Below are 17,310 nucleotides of genomic sequence, written 5' to 3'. Positions count from 1 at the left end.
TAAAGATCGGAAAGTTATCTTAAAAACAGATGTTTTATCTTTTGGTAATCCAAAAACCAGATATAGAGAAAACATCCCCGCCTCCATCAACGCATATCAAACAGCTCCCGATGAAGCCGCCGGAGGGGCACCCCCCAACGCTCGAACTGATGGAACAGACTCTGGCCCAGAGCGACCGGGCCACAGAACCACACGCTGACTTCCGGCCACCCGGGCACCGCATCCCGGACCGCCTCTGGCGTCAGCCGCCCCTCTGCCCGGCTTCGGCGAATGATCAGGTTAACGCCGGCAGCCTCAGCATCGATGCGCAGTTTATCAAGCGCGTCATGGCTGATATCCGCCGTGGTGTGGAACAGGTATATGGTCTGGCTGCTCGGGTGCCTGGCGAGGTAGTCCATCCGGGCGATGAACGGCGTGATACCAATACCTGCGCCCACCCAGATCTGAACCGGACAGTCGTCTTCAAAGGTAAAACCTCCGTAAGGTCCCTCCACCGTTACCGGCAAACCTTCGCAAACCCGGCGGCTGGCGCGACGGGTATGATCCCCCAACTCCTTGACGACAAACTTCAGGCAACGGCTTTCTGGGTTCCAGTCCGAGGCAATGGTGTAAGGGTGAGGGCCTTCAGGCCCGTCGGAGGTAACGAAAGCAAACTGCCCGGGCCGATGCCCCCGCCACCCGTCAGCCACCCGGACCTGGCACTCAAATACGTGCAGATCCGGGTAACGACATACTGAAACAATCTCACCCGCGACCCGGCGAACACGCCTGGGCCATCCCGCCAGCAACAAGACAGCCGCCACACTGCCCACCAGTGCCATCGCGACCACCAACCAACCCACGGGAGCGGCCCAGTACTCAAACTTCATCAGGACCACGCTGTGCCAGGCCAGAGGCAGGAACATCACCGCCAGCCATTTATGGGTTTTACGGAACAGGTGGTAGGGAAAGGCTTTTACCAGCGCCAGAACGAGAAGTACCGCCGCGATATAAAACGCCCACTCTCCCAGGGTTTCAGCCAACCCACGCTGGCTGCGAAACCAGCTTTCAAGGCCGGTATACTCAGGTGGGGCACCTACTCGGACGGGCTTATCAAGCCACCCCCAGCCCACCATCCACTTGGTCCCCTTGGCCCACCACCAATGCAGCGTAGCCATTATCAATGCACCAATGCCCAACCACTTGTGCAGCCGATAAACTTTGTCCAGGCCTCCCAGCCATTGTTCAAACACCCTCAACCGCAACGCCAGCAACAGCGCCACTGCCATCAGGGCAACCGCCAGCACACCAGAATACTGGACGAACACAGACCGGAAGGGAAAATAGGAAAATGGGCTCACCCATAAGCTGTCAGCGGCAAACCAGAGTCCGGTCACAACCGCCAAAATTCCCCAGAAAAACCATGCAAGACGAGACATGACACGCTCCTCAGCGCCGTGTGAATCCGCTAAAAAATACGGCGACTCCGGCACCGGAAGCTTGCGCTGCATCAAGCCTGCGTCGATTTACATAACCTTTACGTTTTTACTAATGGGCGAGCGGCACTATCTCCCCCCCCCCATCACACATTGACCCGATCCATCCCCGGCTTGCCATACCAGTACCCGTTGCACGGCGGCGCTTCCACCAGCTGCAGCGGGTCGGTAGCCGGTGCTTCACCCCGGCGTACCTGATCAAAACGCTTCACCACCTCGTCCATCCCTTGGTGCTCCGGGCTCAGGCGTACCGTCCCGACCCCCATCCGTTCCATCTCCGGCAACTCACGCATCAGGTCGTAACGGGAACCGGATAGCGTAGAAATGCCGTTCAGACGGAACAGTTCCTGGTTCTCCCGGGAACGAAGCTCCAGGCCATCCGGGTGTTCCAGGCAGCGGAACTCACAATGGTCCTTGGGCAGATTGTAGTGGCGTGCGGTAAAGCAGCGGGAAGACCAGGCGAGGGGTAGAAACCCCCAGGAGAAGACCTCCGAAGGCAAATCCAGCCCCTCCTCCCTCAATCCATTCATCAACTGAGCCAGCGTGTCTTTACCCAACTCGACCGGCAGGTTCCAACCACGCAACCCCTGTTTAGCGAGGATTTTCAGGGTCGCTACGTTGTATATGTTCATCGAAGGGCCCGTCACGAATGGAATCTGATTTCGGATCGCCACCTGCAATGCACTCTGGTCATTGGCTTCCACCAGAAAGTCCTGTTGTTCACAGAACCGGCGCAAACGGCGCAGGTCCGCCTCCGATTCAATAAGAGTCAGCGTGGAGAGCACCACATTCTTGCCACAAGCCTTTAAGTCCCGCGCCAGTGCCAGCCAGTCATCCGGCTTCAGTTCCCGGCGCCGGGAGCACACCACCTCGCCCAGATAGATAGTGTCAACCGGCCACTCGGCCGCCTTGGCATAAAACTCAAAGACCGACGGTTTGTTCCAGAACCACAGGATCGGCCCAAGCGATAGTTTCATCATGGGTGGGAGACTCCTATTTCCACTTGCGGTGATAGGCGCCGATGGTGGTCAGGCCGCCTTCCGAAAGACCCGCGAGCGTGCTATTCCAGGCACCGTCCACGGAAAAATGATCAGGGCTGTTCTGTACCCGGTCCAGCGCCTGTCGCCAGGTTCGGGCAACCTCCGCAATGTAGGCAGGGCTCCGCTGGCGACCCTCGATTTTGACTGCGCAGATGCCCAGGGCTTGCAGCTCTGGCAGCAGATCCAGCGTATTCAGGCTGACCGGTTCCTCAATCGCATGATAGATACTGCCCTCTACCTCGAAACGCCCCTTGCAGAGGGTCGGGTACCCGGCGGATTCACCCGGGCCATAGCGATCAATGAGGACATCGTTCAGGCGAGACTCCAACCCCAGAGAGGTTTCCTGCCAGCGCACCGCTTTGGCGGGTGAACAGGCCCCACGGGTGTTGGGAGACTCGTCGGTAAGATAAGACGATAAGTAACAGCGCCCTTCGGCCATGATGCAAAGACTTCCGAACGCAAATACCTCCAGCTCTACCGGGCTGTGTCTGGCCACACCACGCACCTGATCCAGCGACAGAACCCGGGGCAGCACCGCTCTGCGAATATCAAAATTGTCTTTGTAAAATGATAGGGCTTCATGGCTGGTCGCCGACCCCTGAACCGAGAGGTGCCGGGGAATATGCGAATGCTTGTTGGCGGCGTATTCCAGCAGCCCCATATCAGCCAGAATAATCGCGTCCACGCCGAGAGCCGCTGCGCGGTCTACCGCCGATTTCCAGTGCTCCCAACCATCGGGTTGCGGATAGGTATTGATGGCGCAGAACACGCGACTGCCTCGGGAACGGGCATACTCAATGCCCTCAGCCGCTCGCTTATCATTGAAGTTCAGGCCCGCGAACTGGCGGGCGTTGGTGCTATCCCGAAAACCGAAGTAGACCGCATCGGCGCCGTTATCCACGGCCGCCTTGAGGGCGGGAAGACTGCCTGCCGGGCATACAAGTTCCATAATACTCTCCGCTAGACACGTTGCCGGCAACCTTACCCGTCAGCAAGTTAGCGCACCTTGACCTTCGTCAGCGGAAGCAACGAAACCATCACGCTACCTACAAGGGAATACTCTACGCAGAACTACGAAGGCCCCAGAAACCTCTCGAAACATCAAAAGATTAACCTTTACTTACAACCACTTACAGAACGAAAAGTACCCCATCATCTACCCCGATGCGCCAATGGCCCCAGCTGCTACACTTGATCACAATGGAGCCCATTCTCATTGACGAGGTCCTGCCATGACGTTCATCAACAACCTCTCCATGCGGGGTAAGCTGATTACTCTGGTGCTACCAGCCCTTCTTGTGATCCTGCTCTTCGCGTTTCAGAGCCTCTCCCGCGACATGGATCAACTGAACAACATGCAACGACTTCAGGCCATGGTCAGGCTCGCCGAGATTGGGGACCCAATGGTCGAAGCACTTCAGAAAGAACGTGGGCGCTCCGCTGTCCTGCTGTCCAGTACCCCAGGATCGTCCGGAGAGGCTACGGCGGCCCTTAATCTGCAGAACCAGCGAAAAGCTACCGACCAGAGCCTGACCGCATACCGCGCCAACCTTTCAGCCCTGCTCGACAACGTCCGGTTCGACGACACCCTTCAGGCCAGCCTGGAGCGGTTTGAGAAAGACAGCGGTAACCTCGGAACCCTGCGGCAGGACATCGACCGCCAGGGCATAACCACCGGCCAGTCAGGATCCCGGTATACCGCTCTGATCATGGAAATCATTGACCGCCTCCCCTTGCTGGTCCGCCGGGCCTCCGACCCCGACCTGACCCGACAGATCAATGCCTATTTCGCCCTTGCCGAAGCTGCCGAAATGGCGGGGCGGGAACGGGCCTCCGGGGCGGGACTGATACGCAGTGGCAACTTTGATCTCCCAGCCGTGGGAAGCGTATCCGCTCTCGCCGGGCGACAGTCGGCTTTCCTGTACTCCGCCATGTCGATGCTGGAATCCGGTTCCGGCACCCGGGAACAACTGGAAGGCCTGGGAAACACACCGCAGCATCAGGCAATGGAAAGGCTGCGAAGTACGCTGTTAAGTGGTCCCGACGGCCTGTCTTCGCTCAACGCGGCAGACTGGTTTACTACCTCAACCGAGCGGATCCAGTCCATGAACCAGGTCCGGAGCGAACTACTGGCGCGAATTGACCAGCACGCGGCTGCCGCTGTCGAGCACGCCCGTTCAGAGCTGATCCAGGTCTCAGTGCTGGCAGGCATTGCGTTTGCCCTCGTGATCACCCTGATGGTCTTCATGGTCCACGCCATCCACCGACAAGTGAACCAGCTTCTGAACGGGGTCCGAAGTGTGATGGACAACAAAGATCTGACCCACCGTATTCCCGTATCCGGAAAAGACGAGACCGGCACCATCGCCCGTGCGCTCAATGAACTCCTGGAACGATTTGCCGACGCTCTGCTGCAGATTGACAAGGCCAGTGTGCAACTGGCCACTGCGACGGAAGAAACCAGTTCAACCGCTGGGCAGAACTCCGCGCAGATTAAGGAGCAGCAGCAACAGATCGAACAGGTCGCGGCCGCCACCGAGGAGATGTCGGCGACCTCTGAAGAAATTTCACAAAACACCCTGCATGTGGCTGATGCCTCCAACCGCGCCATGGAAAAAAGCCAGACCGGCGAAAAAGTTCTGCACACCAGCGTTGCCCAGATCCGAGAACTCGCGCAATCGGTTCAGGAAGTAAACCAGGTCATCGACGAGCTGGAAAACCGGAGCAGCACCATCAGCGATGTGGTTGATGTTATCCGAAAGGTCGCCGATCAGACCAACCTGCTGGCCCTGAATGCCGCCATCGAAGCAGCGCGGGCGGGTGAACATGGCCGTGGCTTTGCGGTGGTGGCAGATGAGGTACGTACGCTCGCACAACAGACCCACGAATCCACCACCCAGATTGAAGACATCATCAACGGCTTCAAAAGCATTACCGACAACGCCAGCCGCTCCATCATCACCAGCCACAAACTGGCCGACCAGACCAGTGAACAGGCGGCCGAGATGGAGAAAACCTTTGCTGACATCCTGAAAGACGTGAACAGCATCTCCGACATGGCGACCCAGATCGCCACCGCCTCTGAACAACAGGTGGCTGTTACCCGGGAATTGGCAGGCAACATGGAATCGGTCAGCGAGACCGCCATACTGACCCTGACCGGTTCTCAGGAGATCAGTCAGGTGACTCAGGAGCAGGCAAGGCTGGCCCGGCAACTGCAGGATCTGGCAAACCAGTTCCGCGTTGCCAATTAAACCGTAACAGTCCGGGCGCTGCGGGGCAGCCCGGACTTCTCTTCTGGCTTACACCAGGTCTTCGCCGGACTTGCGGGCGCGACGAACATCACGGACAACCGCGCCGCAAATCACGGCCAGAACACCCAGCGTCAACGCTGGCCAGACAAGAATGTAAGCACCGTAAACAAGTTCATTGGTCATTTTGCACCCTCCGGTAAGTAGTCTGAGTGGTCTTCGATTTCCACCTCGTCGTAGCTGCCAACGCGCTGGCGAATGAGGTCAAAATCAAACCTTTCTTTGCTGAACAACGTCATTGCTGTGCACACAATGGTGCTGGTTCCGTAGGCCGTCAGGGAGGCCATCAATACGCCGTAATCCCGCAGGAAACCGGTGGCATAGACCAGCATGGCCAGCAAGGTTACAAAACCCGCCGCCAGGCCCGCCGGGCGCCCAAAAAAGCCAAACACCATCAGGCCAACCACCACCGCACCACCAACCGACGCCAGCACTTCAAACGCCAGTACGGTCAGACCGGTCATTTCCAGCAATTCAAAGCGGGCAATGCAGAACATCGCCATGGCAATGGCCACCGACCAGGTGAATGCGGCGTTGGTTACTCTGTCCCAGTAACAGCTCACGATAACCGGGAACACAATGGCTCCCCACAGGGCCCCCACAAACACCAGCATGACCAGAATATCCAGTGAGAAACTGGCAAAGATCAGACCCGCCGCTGTGGCAACAATCATGGTAATGCGCCCTACCAGCATCATGGTTTTAGGGTTGGGGTTATCACCTGCCAGATTCTTACCGTATACATCCGCCATCATGATGGTTGAGAGCGCAGACAGGTCGGAATCGGCAGTCGATGACAGGGAGCCGATCACCAGCACAAAAAACAGCGCCACAAAGAACGGCGACAGATAGGTAGACACCATCTGCGGAATCAGGTTGTTCAACTCACCCTCGATTGGCGTCATGCCAACCGACAACGCCATCAGCCCAATCATGCCAAGGCCAATCACAATGGCACCGTAACCCAGCGTGGCGGTAATGAAGGTGGATTTGATGTGCTTTTCCCGCACCGCAAACAAGCGCTGGGAAATGGTCTGGTTACCAATGGCATAGGCCAGTACGGCCACAAAGAAGGGCGCGCCCTGATTCATGATGGCATCCACCGAGAACAAACTGGCCTGCTCGTCGGTCATCCGGCTCAGGCCCTCCACCATCACCCCGGTACCCCCGGCGGAAAACAGTACTGCGGGAATAATAATGATGGCGATGGCCATCAACGCCACCAGCTGGGCGAAGTCAGTGAACACCGACGCCCGGAAGCCCGAAGTCAGGGTATAAGCAAGAACGCCCACGCCTGCGACAATCACACCGGTTTCAAACGACAGCGGTGAGAGCACCGACACCAGAGCCCCGGCGGCGGTGAAGTTCACCATCAGGCTGATGATGCTGCCCATAATGTTGGAAACCGCCAGAATTAACTGGCTTGAAGAGCCATGGCGGGCATGAATGAGTTCACCCAGAGTGTGGCCATTGGGGGCCAGTTGCCGGAAGCGACGACCGAATGGGTAAATGAACAGAATCATCAACGCGCCCCAGAACCCGTAGTGAATGGGGCCGGACACGCCATATTTATAGCCGGAGGAGGCGGCGGCATAGAAAGAAGCGGCCCAGATCCAGGTGGCCGTCATACTGGCCGCGCCCATGCCGAAACCCACATGGTGCCCGGCCACCATGAACCCGGAGGTGTCTTCTTTGTCTTTCTTGATCAGCAGTGTCAGTAGATAGGTGCCGCCGTAAAAAGCGGCCAGCAACAGCAAGACGGTCGCTGTTGAAAACTGCGTAAAACCGTTCTCGTTCAAACCGGACCTCGTATTTTTTCACAACATCAAACACCCTCCCCCACAGGCACAGACAGAGTGCGCCCGCGACCGTAAAGACCGATGCAGGTTCCGGAAGGGCAAACTGGTAACAGGGGCGCTGAGCAGCACCGAAAATCAGAAGAAAGTTACGCTAAGGAAAGCTTAGAAGGCACAGCAGCCTGTTGAAGTATTTAGACGTCATTATAATTTCCATCCTGTTTAACGGACGCGCGCGAGTGCTGCAGGGGTCACTGCTTTCCAGAAAACACCAGAATTAGCGGAAAACCTGTATTGCAGGCAAGCACATCCAACACTATGGGCAAGGAAGGCCAAACCATACGCAAAAACCAGACCAGAGTCCAGTCTTTAGACCTCATAACATTAGCGTGCATTATTTCTGACAAGATCGGATACAACGATCATCAACAAAAAAGGCTGCACAAGGCAGCCTTTCAGGGACATCCGGCGATGCCGGTTCAGATGATGCGCGAAAACCGTTGACTGGCGCCTTCTTTGCGATACAGATCAAAAATCTGGCAGATCGCCCGTATCAGCAGGCGTCCGGCAGGCTGAACCTGCAGGCGATCGCCATCGTCGCCCACCAGCTCGTCCTGAACCATAGGTTTCAGGCGATTCAGCTCATCCGCGAAGTAACGGTCAAAATCCTCACCCCAGGCTTGGGTAAACTGTGAACGGTCCAGCCGGAACTGACAGATCAGTTGCCCGATCACCCATCGGCGAATGCGGTCATCCCGGGTCAGGCCAACCCCGCGGACAATGGCCAGTTGCCCGGCATCCACAGACGCCTCCCAGGACGGCAGGTCATGATTGTTCTGGAAGTAGGCATCGTCCGTCTGACCAATGGCAGATACCCCCAAGGACACCAGATCACAATCAGAGTGCGTGGTGTATCCCTGAAAATTCCGATGCAGCCGGCCCTCTCGCTGAGCCACCGCCAGACTGTCGTCCGGCTTGGCAAAGTGATCCATGCCAATATACTCGTACCCGGCCTCCAGCAAACGGTTGATGGTGTTATGAAGAATGGTCAGTTTCTGCTGCGGGCTGGGCAAGGTATCGGCCTGAATCCGCGTTTGCGGATAGAAACGATCCGGCAGGTGGGCATAACTGAACACAGAGAGCCGGTCCGGCGACAGCTCAATCACTGATTCCAGGGTTTCCGAAAAACTGTCGGGAGTCTGATACGGAAGGCCATAGATCAGGTCCAGGTTGATGGAGCGAAAGCCAATACGGCGGGCTTCACTCAGGACCGCTTCTGTCATTTCCCGGGGCTGGACCCGGTTCACCGCTTTCTGAACCTTCGGGTTAACGTCCTGAACCCCAAGGCTGATCCGGTTGAATCCAAGCTGCCACAGCGTGGGAAGGGTATCTTCATCCACCTCGCGGGGGTCGATCTCGACACTGTAATCGCGGTCCTCACCGGCCTGCAGATTAAACAGTTCACCGTAACCGGCCATCAGGTGTTGCATGACATCTTTCGGCAGGAACGTAGGCGTCCCTCCGCCCCAGTGCAATTGCTGTACCGGGCGGTCGGCACCAAACAACTTTGACTGAAGCGCGGCCTCTCTGAGCACCCGCTCCACATACGGCATAGCTTTGTCGCGCTTTTTGGTAATTACTTTGTTGCAGGCGCAGTAGTAGCAAAGGTGTGCACAGAACGGCAGGTGGGTATACAGCGAAATCGGGCCTCCGGCCGCCTTGCTCCGGCCAGCAGCTTTCACCATGTCTTCGATGGAAAAGTCGTGGCTGAATTCCACTGCCGTCGGGTACGAAGTGTAACGGGGGCCACTCAGATCATAGCGCCGAATGAGCGCTTCGTCCCAGATAAAAGCGGGCAGATGATTTGCTGCAGCGGTATCAGAAGCCATAGTAAAAACTCTAACGTCGAATGGAAGATCAGCATGCTGGAAAGCGCCTATTATGCCTGACCAGCGGCGGCCACGATTTGATGCGCATCATTTGAGTGTATCAGCTTAACCAATGAACCACTCTTGAGCTGATGGCGTATTCCACCTACCTCCAAAGGAAAATACCGGCCGGCGAACCATGGCAAATCTCATTCTGATTCTTGGCGACCAACTCAGCCCGAACCTCTCTGCACTCAACGACGCAGACCCGGACAAAGACCTGATTGTCATGGCTGAAGTCCGGGACGAAGCAAGCTACGCCAATCATCACAAGAAAAAGCTGGTGTTTATTTTCAGCGCCATGAGGCACTTCGCCCGGGAGCTTGAATCGCAAGGCTGGCACGTAATTTATCAGGCTTACCACCCCGGGAACGCAGCGCAGTCTCTGGAGCAAGTCGTCAGACACGTGGCCAGAGAACACCAGCCAGAACGGGTGATCACCACCGAATGCGGTGAATGGCGGCTACACCAACAGATCTGCCAATGGCACAAGAGCCTGGGTCTTCCGGTGGAGATCCGCACGGACACCCGTTTTCTTTGCACCAAAGCCGCGTTCGCCCACTGGGCCGAGGGCAAAAAACAGCTCCGTATGGAGTTTTTCTATCGGGAGATGCGCCGTAAAACCGGGCTACTGATGACGGAGGATGCCCGCCCCGAAGGCGGTGACTGGAACTACGATGCCAACAACCGCAAGAAATGGAACGGCCAGCCATCCGCCCCACCCCCTTTCCTCGTGGAGCCGGACGACATCACCCGGAACGTGATTGACCTGGTGAACGAGCATTTTCCCGACCACTTCGGAACCACCGGGGATTTTTGTTATGCGGTCACGGCGGACCAGGCCAGGCAGGCACTGGCTCATTTCATCGACGTTGCTCTGCCCGGATTTGGCGATTATCAGGACGCCATGTCCGACAACGAAGACTGGCTCTTTCATTCTGTCCTATCCCCGTATCTGAATACCGGTCTCCTGGACCCGCTGGAAGTTTGCGAAGCCGCTGCCAGAGCCTGGTATTCCGGCCAGGCGCCCTTGAACGCCGTTGAGGGATTCATCCGACAGATCATCGGCTGGCGGGAGTTTGTTCGGGGAATCTACTGGCTCCTGATGCCAGACTACGCACACGAGAACCGACTGAACAACACCCGGGATCTTCCCTGGTTCTACTGGACCGGAGAAACCCGGATGCGTTGCATGCACCGTGCGATCGACGCCACCCATCGCAACGCTTATGCCCATCATATACAGCGGCTGATGGTCACCGGCAATTTTGCTCTCCTGGCCGGAGTCAGACCGGAAGCCATCTGCGACTGGTATCTCGCCGTGTACCTGGACGCCTTCGACTGGGTGGAACTTCCCAACACTCTGGGAATGGTCATGCATGCCGACGGGGGGTATCTGGGTTCCAAACCGTATGCGGCCAGCGGAAAGTACATTCAGCGGATGTCTGACCATTGCCAGAACTGCCACTATCGGGTTCAGGAAACGACCAGTGAACGCGCCTGCCCATTTAACAGCCTGTATTGGCATTTTCTTGACCGCCACCGGGACGCCTTCGCCGCCAATCCCCGGATGACCATGATGTATCGGAACTGGGACCGACAGAAACCGGAAAAACAAGAAGCCCTGCTGGCCCGGGCCCAATGGCTGCTGGATAACCTTGATCAGCTGTGAACACCACAGTCAGAACGCAGGAAATACGGCAAACAAACGGACTGGCTGCTATGATCTCTGCATTGTCAAAAAACCGGAAGCCGGAGCACGTACATGGATTTACGCACCCTTATCGCCGGAACCTGGCTGGTTCTGGTCCCGATAGCGGTGAGTGCAGGCCACCCAGTGTTCAGTTTTTACACATTCCTGGCCCCTCCTTATCAAAACTCCGCCCCCCGGACACCTCTGGTCTCAGGCGAAACCACTGAAACCATCCGCTGCGCACTCAGACAGGCAGGCCACGAAGCCTTCATCAGTCTGATGCCACAAAGCAGGGCCCGTTACTCACTTGAGCGCAATCTGGTTGACGGCTACTTTGCCGTTGGCCCCACCAAAACGCTGGACGAAAATGCCATTCGCACCAACCCGGTTGCGCTGGAGAAGTGGCACTGGTTCTTCACCGCCGAACAGCCTCCCAACCCTCAGAACGCCAAAGTGGGCGTTGTCAGCGGCAGCAACGAGAACATCTGGCTTGAGGAGCACGGAATAACGCCCTTCATTACAGTTGCAGGCGCAGAACAGCTGCCGGCATTGCTGGCGCGCAAGCGCATCGACCTGGCCCTCATGGATGGCCGGGCCATGGAGTACCTTCAGAACATTTCATCGAACCACCGGGCAGAGCTATCATCCGAATTCGTGCGCTATGCACCTCTGTACCTGTACGTGAACCCCAACCTTGCCAACAGCCATCCGCAGTTCGTTTCCACGTTCAATGACCATCTGGCCAACTGCCCGACACCCAGCCTGAAGCTCACCGAACCAGAGCGTTTGCAAGTGCGGCAGATTACACAAACCCTGCTGAGGGATCTGTCGCCGGCCGTGAATCTGGGCAACGCACTGTCGCAGGGGCCGGCCTACGACAACCTCACCGACATTCTCAACAAAGACGTTCTCTGGCAGGCCCTGGCCCCCCACCTCCCGACACCGCTGGCCAGAGAAATTCTGGCCTTGCCAGCATCTGAGGCACTGGCCCACTGGCAGGCGGCTCACGCCCCGATGGTCACGGAGGTCTTTCTCACCGACCGGTCCGGAGCCCTGGTGGCCATGAGCCGGCTGTCCTCGGATTACTGGCAGGGCGATGAGCGGAAATTTCAGGAAATTGCAGGAGAACCTGAGCTGGGCGTTGAGCGAAAAAAAGACATCTGGATCTCGCCCATCCGATACGATGCCTCTACCGCCCGGTTTCAGGTGACCGTCAGTTTTCCCGTGCCCCTGAGCGAACCCAGTAACCAGCTGGAAGGGGTGTTGATCTTCGGCCTGGACATCGAACACGTCCTGCATGGCCGGTCGCCCCTTCCCCGTTAAGGGGGACCGATTTCACAGGCCAGCACCAGCGCCCAGAATTCCGAAAAATCATTCACCACCACATCCGGCTTATCCGGATGTTTGTGGGTTCCCGGAAAGATTCGGTTCAGCCACGGCAGGTCCCACTGGGCTCCATTGAAGAAGACGGCCGTCATTCCAGCCCGCTTGGCTGCGATGATGTCTGTAGTGGAATCGCCTACGTACCAGACACTGGGATCAGGCGGGTAATCCAGCTTCTGTACCGCCAGCAACAACTGGTCCGGATGAGGCTTTCGCAATGGTGTATCGTCACCGCAGACGTTAACGTCAAACAAATGGGTCCAGCCGGTCTCTTCAACGGCAGCGAGTTCATGCTCAAAGAATTCCCGGTCCCGGTTGGTGATCACCCCCACCTGAATACCCAGTTTACGCAGTCCCTCCAGCATCTCACGGACCCTGGGCTCGAAAGCCTTCACCGTACCGTAGTGATTCCGGTAATGGTGGTTGAAAGCTTTGTGGGCAACCTGTTTGGCCTCCTGATCCTCTCCGAACAGCACCTCAAAGATATCCGTTCGGGAGATTTTCCGGTCTGCTTTTACCTTTGGGTGTAACTTTGCAAACTCCCGCACATAGGCAACCAGGCGCGCGTCTTCCGGGGTTTTGCTGTCTTCCGGTGCTACCATCCGGTTCATCAGCCCCAGTTTATGGAAGTCCGGCAACATATCGTCCACTGCGTGATACATGGCATCAAGGGTATCAACCAGAGTGGCGTGCCAATCAAACAAAATCACCGCTGGGCGAATCAGCCGGACCACCGCCGGATGCCAATCCGGTTCGATACGGGGCTCCGGTCGTTCCGGTGGCGGGAAGGGTTTGGGGCGAACCTCAGCCGGAGGGGCTCTGAACTGTGTCGGCGCTCCCCGCTCCAGCAAAGCCAGCAAATCCATCAGGTCTTCAAAACTGTCGAGAACCGCCGCCGGGGCATCTCGCCGGGTAAACCAGCTGCCAATCCGGTCCGGCTCCCAGCCAGCCCCATTGTAAAAAACACCGGCCACACCCGCACGATGAGCGGTGAGCATGTCGACGTAGCTGTCCCCCATGTACCAGATGTGCTTCCCTCCGGAGACAGACAGTTCATCCAGGGCCTTAAGAATCACTTCCGGGTCGGGCTTGTATTCGGTGACATCGTCGGCACACACCGTGGCATCAAACATCGACTGCCATCGCCCCTCATCGACAATCGTCAGTTCCTGGTCCAGAAACTCCCGGTTCCGATTGGTGCACACCGCCAGTTTGATACCCATAGCTTTTAACGCCGACAGGTACTCATAGGCTCCGGGCTGAAACGGTTTCACCTGTCCAAAGTACTTCCGATATGCCTGGTTATACGCTTTATGAGCGATCCATTTGGCGGCTTTGTTGTCACCAAAGATGGCATTGAATATGTCCGTACGGGACACCCGTCTTTCAGCCAGGATACGGGGGTGCAACCGTCGATAAATGCGGATATATCGCACCAGCCGGGCATCGTCTTCCGTCCGACACTCAGCTTCCGGAAGCAACTGGTCAACCAGCCCCAGCTCTTCCAGTTGCGGCAACATCTCCTCCATGGCGCTGAACATGGCATCGTGAGTATCCACCAGGGTGCCGTGCCAGTCGAAAATCAGAGCTACTGGCGGCTGGATGTCATCATCAAATCGGGACATGGGAAAACCTCCTAAAACTCTGTCACATACATCCATTAATCATTACTGATGGTGTTCGCCCCGGAAGCACACCCAAACACCGCTCAGCTAACGCTGCCTGAATAAACACGCCACCACGGCGGCTGATCCGATGGCCAGCAGCATAGGCCAAGTCAGCCCCCATGCCCCCGCCAGCATCTCGTGCAGCCAGCGTTTATCCGGCACGGACTCAGGCCATGGCAGAACCCAGAACAAGAGAACACTGGCCAGCAATGACGCGGCCCAACCCAGCCACAAACACAGAACGTTGTCGCCCCTGGCTGCGCCCTGATTCTGCACCTGGAGAAACCGCAGAATCAGCAGCATGGTGGCCACCGCACCCGCACTCATGAAAGCCGGCAACCAGGAGGCCATGGCAAAATGATAGTCTGGAGGGGCCAGCACGTCTTTCATCGCCAGTTTCGCCGCAGAACCACTGGTAAATGGCAGCCCTGCCAGCGATAACCCGGGCAAGGCAATCAGCCCCCACAGCAACCACCGGCCAGACCGCCTTTCTGGCAATGCCAGCGCCGTCGACAAAAACAAACTGCCTTTCGCGAGGCCATGGTGCAAGCCATACAAAGCGACAACCGCAAGCAGGGTTCCAGCCTGCCGGGCCTCAGCCAGTGCCGCTCCTACCATCAAGACCATCAGGCCCATCTGGCTGATACTGGAATAGGCCAGAACGGCTTTCGCGCGACGCTGCCCCAGCCCAAGTGCGGCCCCACCCAGTGCGCCCAGAACACCGAGCAGCACAAGGGCATTGCCCCAGACAGGCATAGACACCTCACCAAACGGCAAAGTCAGCATCCACCCCAACAGCCCCGCCTTTATCATGGCGCCACTGAGCACCGCGCTGGCCGGAGTCGGCGCTACGGGGTGAGCCAGGGGCAACCAGAAATGGAGCAAGGGCAAGCCTGCTTTTACCCCGAACCCTGCCAATAGCAACAGCACAATCAGGTCTCTCTGCTCTGATCGGGCAATGGCACCCGGAAGATCCGACAGCCGTGCGCTGTCTGCCAGCTCCGCTGACATCAACAGCCCCGCCAGAATGGCCATTTCTCCCGCCACCGCCATAGCCAGATAAATTCGCCCGGCCCGATTGGCGTCAACCGTCCCCTCATGCACCACCAGCCCGTATCCGGCAAAGGTCATCAGGGCAAAAAAACTGTAAAAGCTGGCAATATCGGCGGCCACGATCAGGCCCAGATTACCGGCGAGTGTGAGCGTCCAGAATACGCAGAAACGGGTCTGATGAACTCGTTTCAGGTACCCCACAGCAAACAGTCCGGACACCGACCACACCAGAGCAGTTACCACCAGAAACGTGCGCCGGAGATCGTCCACCAGCCACAGGCCACCATTCAGCAGCCAGGGCAATTCCAACGAACTGTCCGGTGCCAGCATGCCAAGACACAAAGCCGGCAAAGGCAACCAGGGCAAGGTATAACGATAGAAAAACCGGCCTCCGGGCCACAAGGCCAACGCCAGTGCCCCGAACGGCAGGACCACCGACAGCAATAACAAGTGGGGAGCAACCGCGTTCACAACGCCACCTCCCGGGAGACAATTAAAATAACCCAGGCCAGCGGGCTGAACGGCATGGCAGCAAACACACCGATTGCCATGGTCATCACCGCCGTCATCAGTGGTGGCCAGAACAACCAGACACTGGTTTCAAGCCGTCCCCACCGATACTCCTTCGGCCAGGGTGTGGTTCGTTCCCGAAACCACAATCGGTGCAGAATTGGCAGAAAATAAGCAGCATTCAGCACACTGCTGAGTATCAGTACCCCGACAACCCAATCCATTCCCTCCGCCAGGGCACCTATGCCCAGCATCCATTTGGTGATAAACCCGGCCAGAGGAGGCGCACCGATCATCCCGAAGGCTGCAATGGTAAAAGCCACCGATGTTCCCGGCATACGTTTGCCTGCACCATCAAGCTCATCAATTCTGTGTGCACCAAGGGTTTCTGCATAGTTACCCGCACAAAAGAAAAGCGTGATTTTCATGATGCCCTGATTCACCAGGTGGACCAGACCACCAGCAGCCCCAACCGGCCCGAACAGACACAACCCCAGTACAATGTAAGACACCTGACTGATGGTCGAGAAGGCCAATCGGCGCTTGAGATCCACCTGATACAGCGCCATCGCAGAGCCGTAGAGAATCGTGACTGAAGCGACCACGACCAGAACCGACAGCAACCCCATACTTTGGGCCGACTCCAGCCCGAATACCTCAAACACCACCCGGACAATGCCAAATGCACCGGCTTTGACCACAGCCACCGCATGCAGCAGCGCACTCACCGGCGCCGGAGCCACCATGGCCTGAGGCAACCACCCATGCAGCGGAACCAGGGCGGCCTTGACCCCCAGACCAGAGACCAGCAAAAAAAACACCCAGGGCAATGCCCCACGGAGTTCTGGCCCGGCTCCGGCAAAGTGACCACCTTCCTGAAACCGGAGGTCGCCCACCAGGCCATGCAAGCAGACAATCCCAAGCAGCAACACAGCGCCGCCCGTCAGGGTGTAGATGAGGTAATTCCGACCAGCCCTCAACGCCTTTGGCGTCCCCCGGTGCACCACCAACGGGTAGGTAGACAACGTCAGCATTTCGTAAAAGATAAAAAAGGTGAAAAGATTACCGGCCAGCGCAATCCCCATGGTGCTGGCAACACACAGACTGAAAAACCCGAAGAACCGACTGCGATTGGGTGACGCTTCCAGATAACCAATGGCATAAATCGTGGTCAGCAACCACAACAGAGCCGACAGCCCCGCAAACAACATCGCCAACGCGTCGGCACGCAGCACAAACTCAACCCCCGGCAACATATCAAATGCCAACAGGTATTCCTGGCCAATCGCCACCCCCCGGATCATGACCGCAACCAAGGCAAGCTTGATGAGCGCAGCGCCAATGTTGACCAACGTTCTTACCCGCCCGCGATCCTCGGGCAAGGTGAAGATAATCAGCGAAGCCAGCAACGAGGTCATCAAGGCAAAAACCGGCAGCAATGCGCCAGAGGCCAT

12 protein-coding genes are annotated in these 17,310 nt (G+C 57.4%); 3 read left to right on the top strand and 9 right to left on the bottom strand.

Annotation, left to right across the window (positions count from 1 at the left end; all coding sequences use genetic code 11):
• Window positions 1-86: 86 nt before the first annotated feature.
• From K325_RS0101565 to ubiU, 3 genes are all read right to left on the bottom strand, one after another.
• Window positions 87-1,418, bottom strand: a complete 1,332-nt coding sequence (locus tag K325_RS0101565) for a ferredoxin reductase family protein (protein ID WP_029652493.1) — start codon at window positions 1,416-1,418, stop codon at window positions 87-89.
• Window positions 1,419-1,561: 143 nt separating this feature from the next.
• Window positions 1,562-2,455: a U32 family peptidase gene (locus K325_RS0101560; protein ID WP_029652492.1), complete on the bottom strand. Its 894-nt coding sequence runs from the start codon at window positions 2,453-2,455 to the stop codon at window positions 1,562-1,564.
• Window positions 2,456-2,468: 13 nt separating this feature from the next.
• Entirely contained in the window at window positions 2,469-3,464 is a 996-nt protein-coding gene (ubiU, locus tag K325_RS0101555; RefSeq protein WP_029652491.1) for a ubiquinone anaerobic biosynthesis protein UbiU, read from the bottom strand.
• Window positions 3,465-3,747: 283 nt separating this feature from the next.
• Between ubiU and K325_RS0101550 the strand changes: the two genes are divergently transcribed.
• On the top strand, window positions 3,748-5,769 hold the full coding sequence (locus tag K325_RS0101550) for a methyl-accepting chemotaxis protein (RefSeq protein ID WP_029652490.1): 2,022 nt from the start codon (window positions 3,748-3,750) through the stop codon (window positions 5,767-5,769).
• A 48-nt stretch (window positions 5,770-5,817) separates the two neighbouring features.
• Here K325_RS0101550 and K325_RS18715 read toward each other — a convergent pair whose 3' ends face one another.
• The 3 genes from K325_RS18715 to hemN form a co-directional block, all read right to left on the bottom strand.
• Entirely contained in the window at window positions 5,818-5,952 is a 135-nt protein-coding gene (locus tag K325_RS18715; RefSeq protein ID WP_211218126.1) for a putative transporter small subunit, read from the bottom strand.
• On the bottom strand, window positions 5,949-7,625 hold the full coding sequence (locus K325_RS0101540) for a sodium:solute symporter family protein (RefSeq protein WP_051146527.1): 1,677 nt from the start codon (window positions 7,623-7,625) through the stop codon (window positions 5,949-5,951). Before K325_RS0101540 ends, K325_RS18715 begins: the two co-directional genes overlap by 4 nt.
• A gap of 476 nt (window positions 7,626-8,101) precedes the next feature.
• Window positions 8,102-9,511: an oxygen-independent coproporphyrinogen III oxidase gene (hemN, locus tag K325_RS0101535; RefSeq protein ID WP_029652488.1), complete on the bottom strand. Its 1,410-nt coding sequence runs from the start codon at window positions 9,509-9,511 to the stop codon at window positions 8,102-8,104.
• Window positions 9,512-9,689: 178 nt separating this feature from the next.
• Here hemN and K325_RS0101530 point away from each other — a divergent pair, with 178 nt between their 5' ends.
• Complete coding sequence (locus K325_RS0101530; RefSeq protein WP_029652487.1) at window positions 9,690-11,222, top strand: cryptochrome/photolyase family protein; 1,533 nt, start codon at window positions 9,690-9,692, stop codon at window positions 11,220-11,222.
• Between the two features lie 93 nt (window positions 11,223-11,315).
• Window positions 11,316-12,566 (top strand): transporter substrate-binding domain-containing protein, encoded by a 1,251-nt coding sequence (locus K325_RS0101525; protein WP_029652486.1) that lies wholly within the window; start codon window positions 11,316-11,318, stop codon window positions 12,564-12,566.
• Here the strand turns inward: K325_RS0101525 and K325_RS0101520 are convergent.
• From K325_RS0101520 to K325_RS0101510, 3 genes are all read right to left on the bottom strand, one after another.
• Window positions 12,563-14,251 (bottom strand): HAD family hydrolase, encoded by a 1,689-nt coding sequence (locus tag K325_RS0101520; protein ID WP_029652485.1) that lies wholly within the window; start codon window positions 14,249-14,251, stop codon window positions 12,563-12,565. The genes K325_RS0101525 and K325_RS0101520 overlap by 4 nt on opposite strands.
• Window positions 14,252-14,338: 87 nt before the next feature.
• On the bottom strand, window positions 14,339-15,817 hold the full coding sequence (locus K325_RS0101515; protein WP_051146525.1) for a complex I subunit 5 family protein: 1,479 nt from the start codon (window positions 15,815-15,817) through the stop codon (window positions 14,339-14,341).
• The gene (locus tag K325_RS0101510) at window positions 15,814-17,310 is read right to left on the bottom strand and encodes a complex I subunit 5 family protein (protein ID WP_029652483.1); all 1,497 of its coding nucleotides are present in this window, start codon (window positions 17,308-17,310) and stop codon (window positions 15,814-15,816) included. Before K325_RS0101510 ends, K325_RS0101515 begins: the two co-directional genes overlap by 4 nt.

Origin of the sequence: Marinobacter daepoensis DSM 16072 (assembly GCF_000421165.1) — a bacterium.
Classification (GTDB): domain Bacteria; phylum Pseudomonadota; class Gammaproteobacteria; order Pseudomonadales; family Oleiphilaceae; genus Marinobacter; species Marinobacter daepoensis.
The sequence above is the reverse complement of the archived record's forward strand: the minus strand, read 5'-3'. Positions and strand labels throughout refer to the sequence as shown.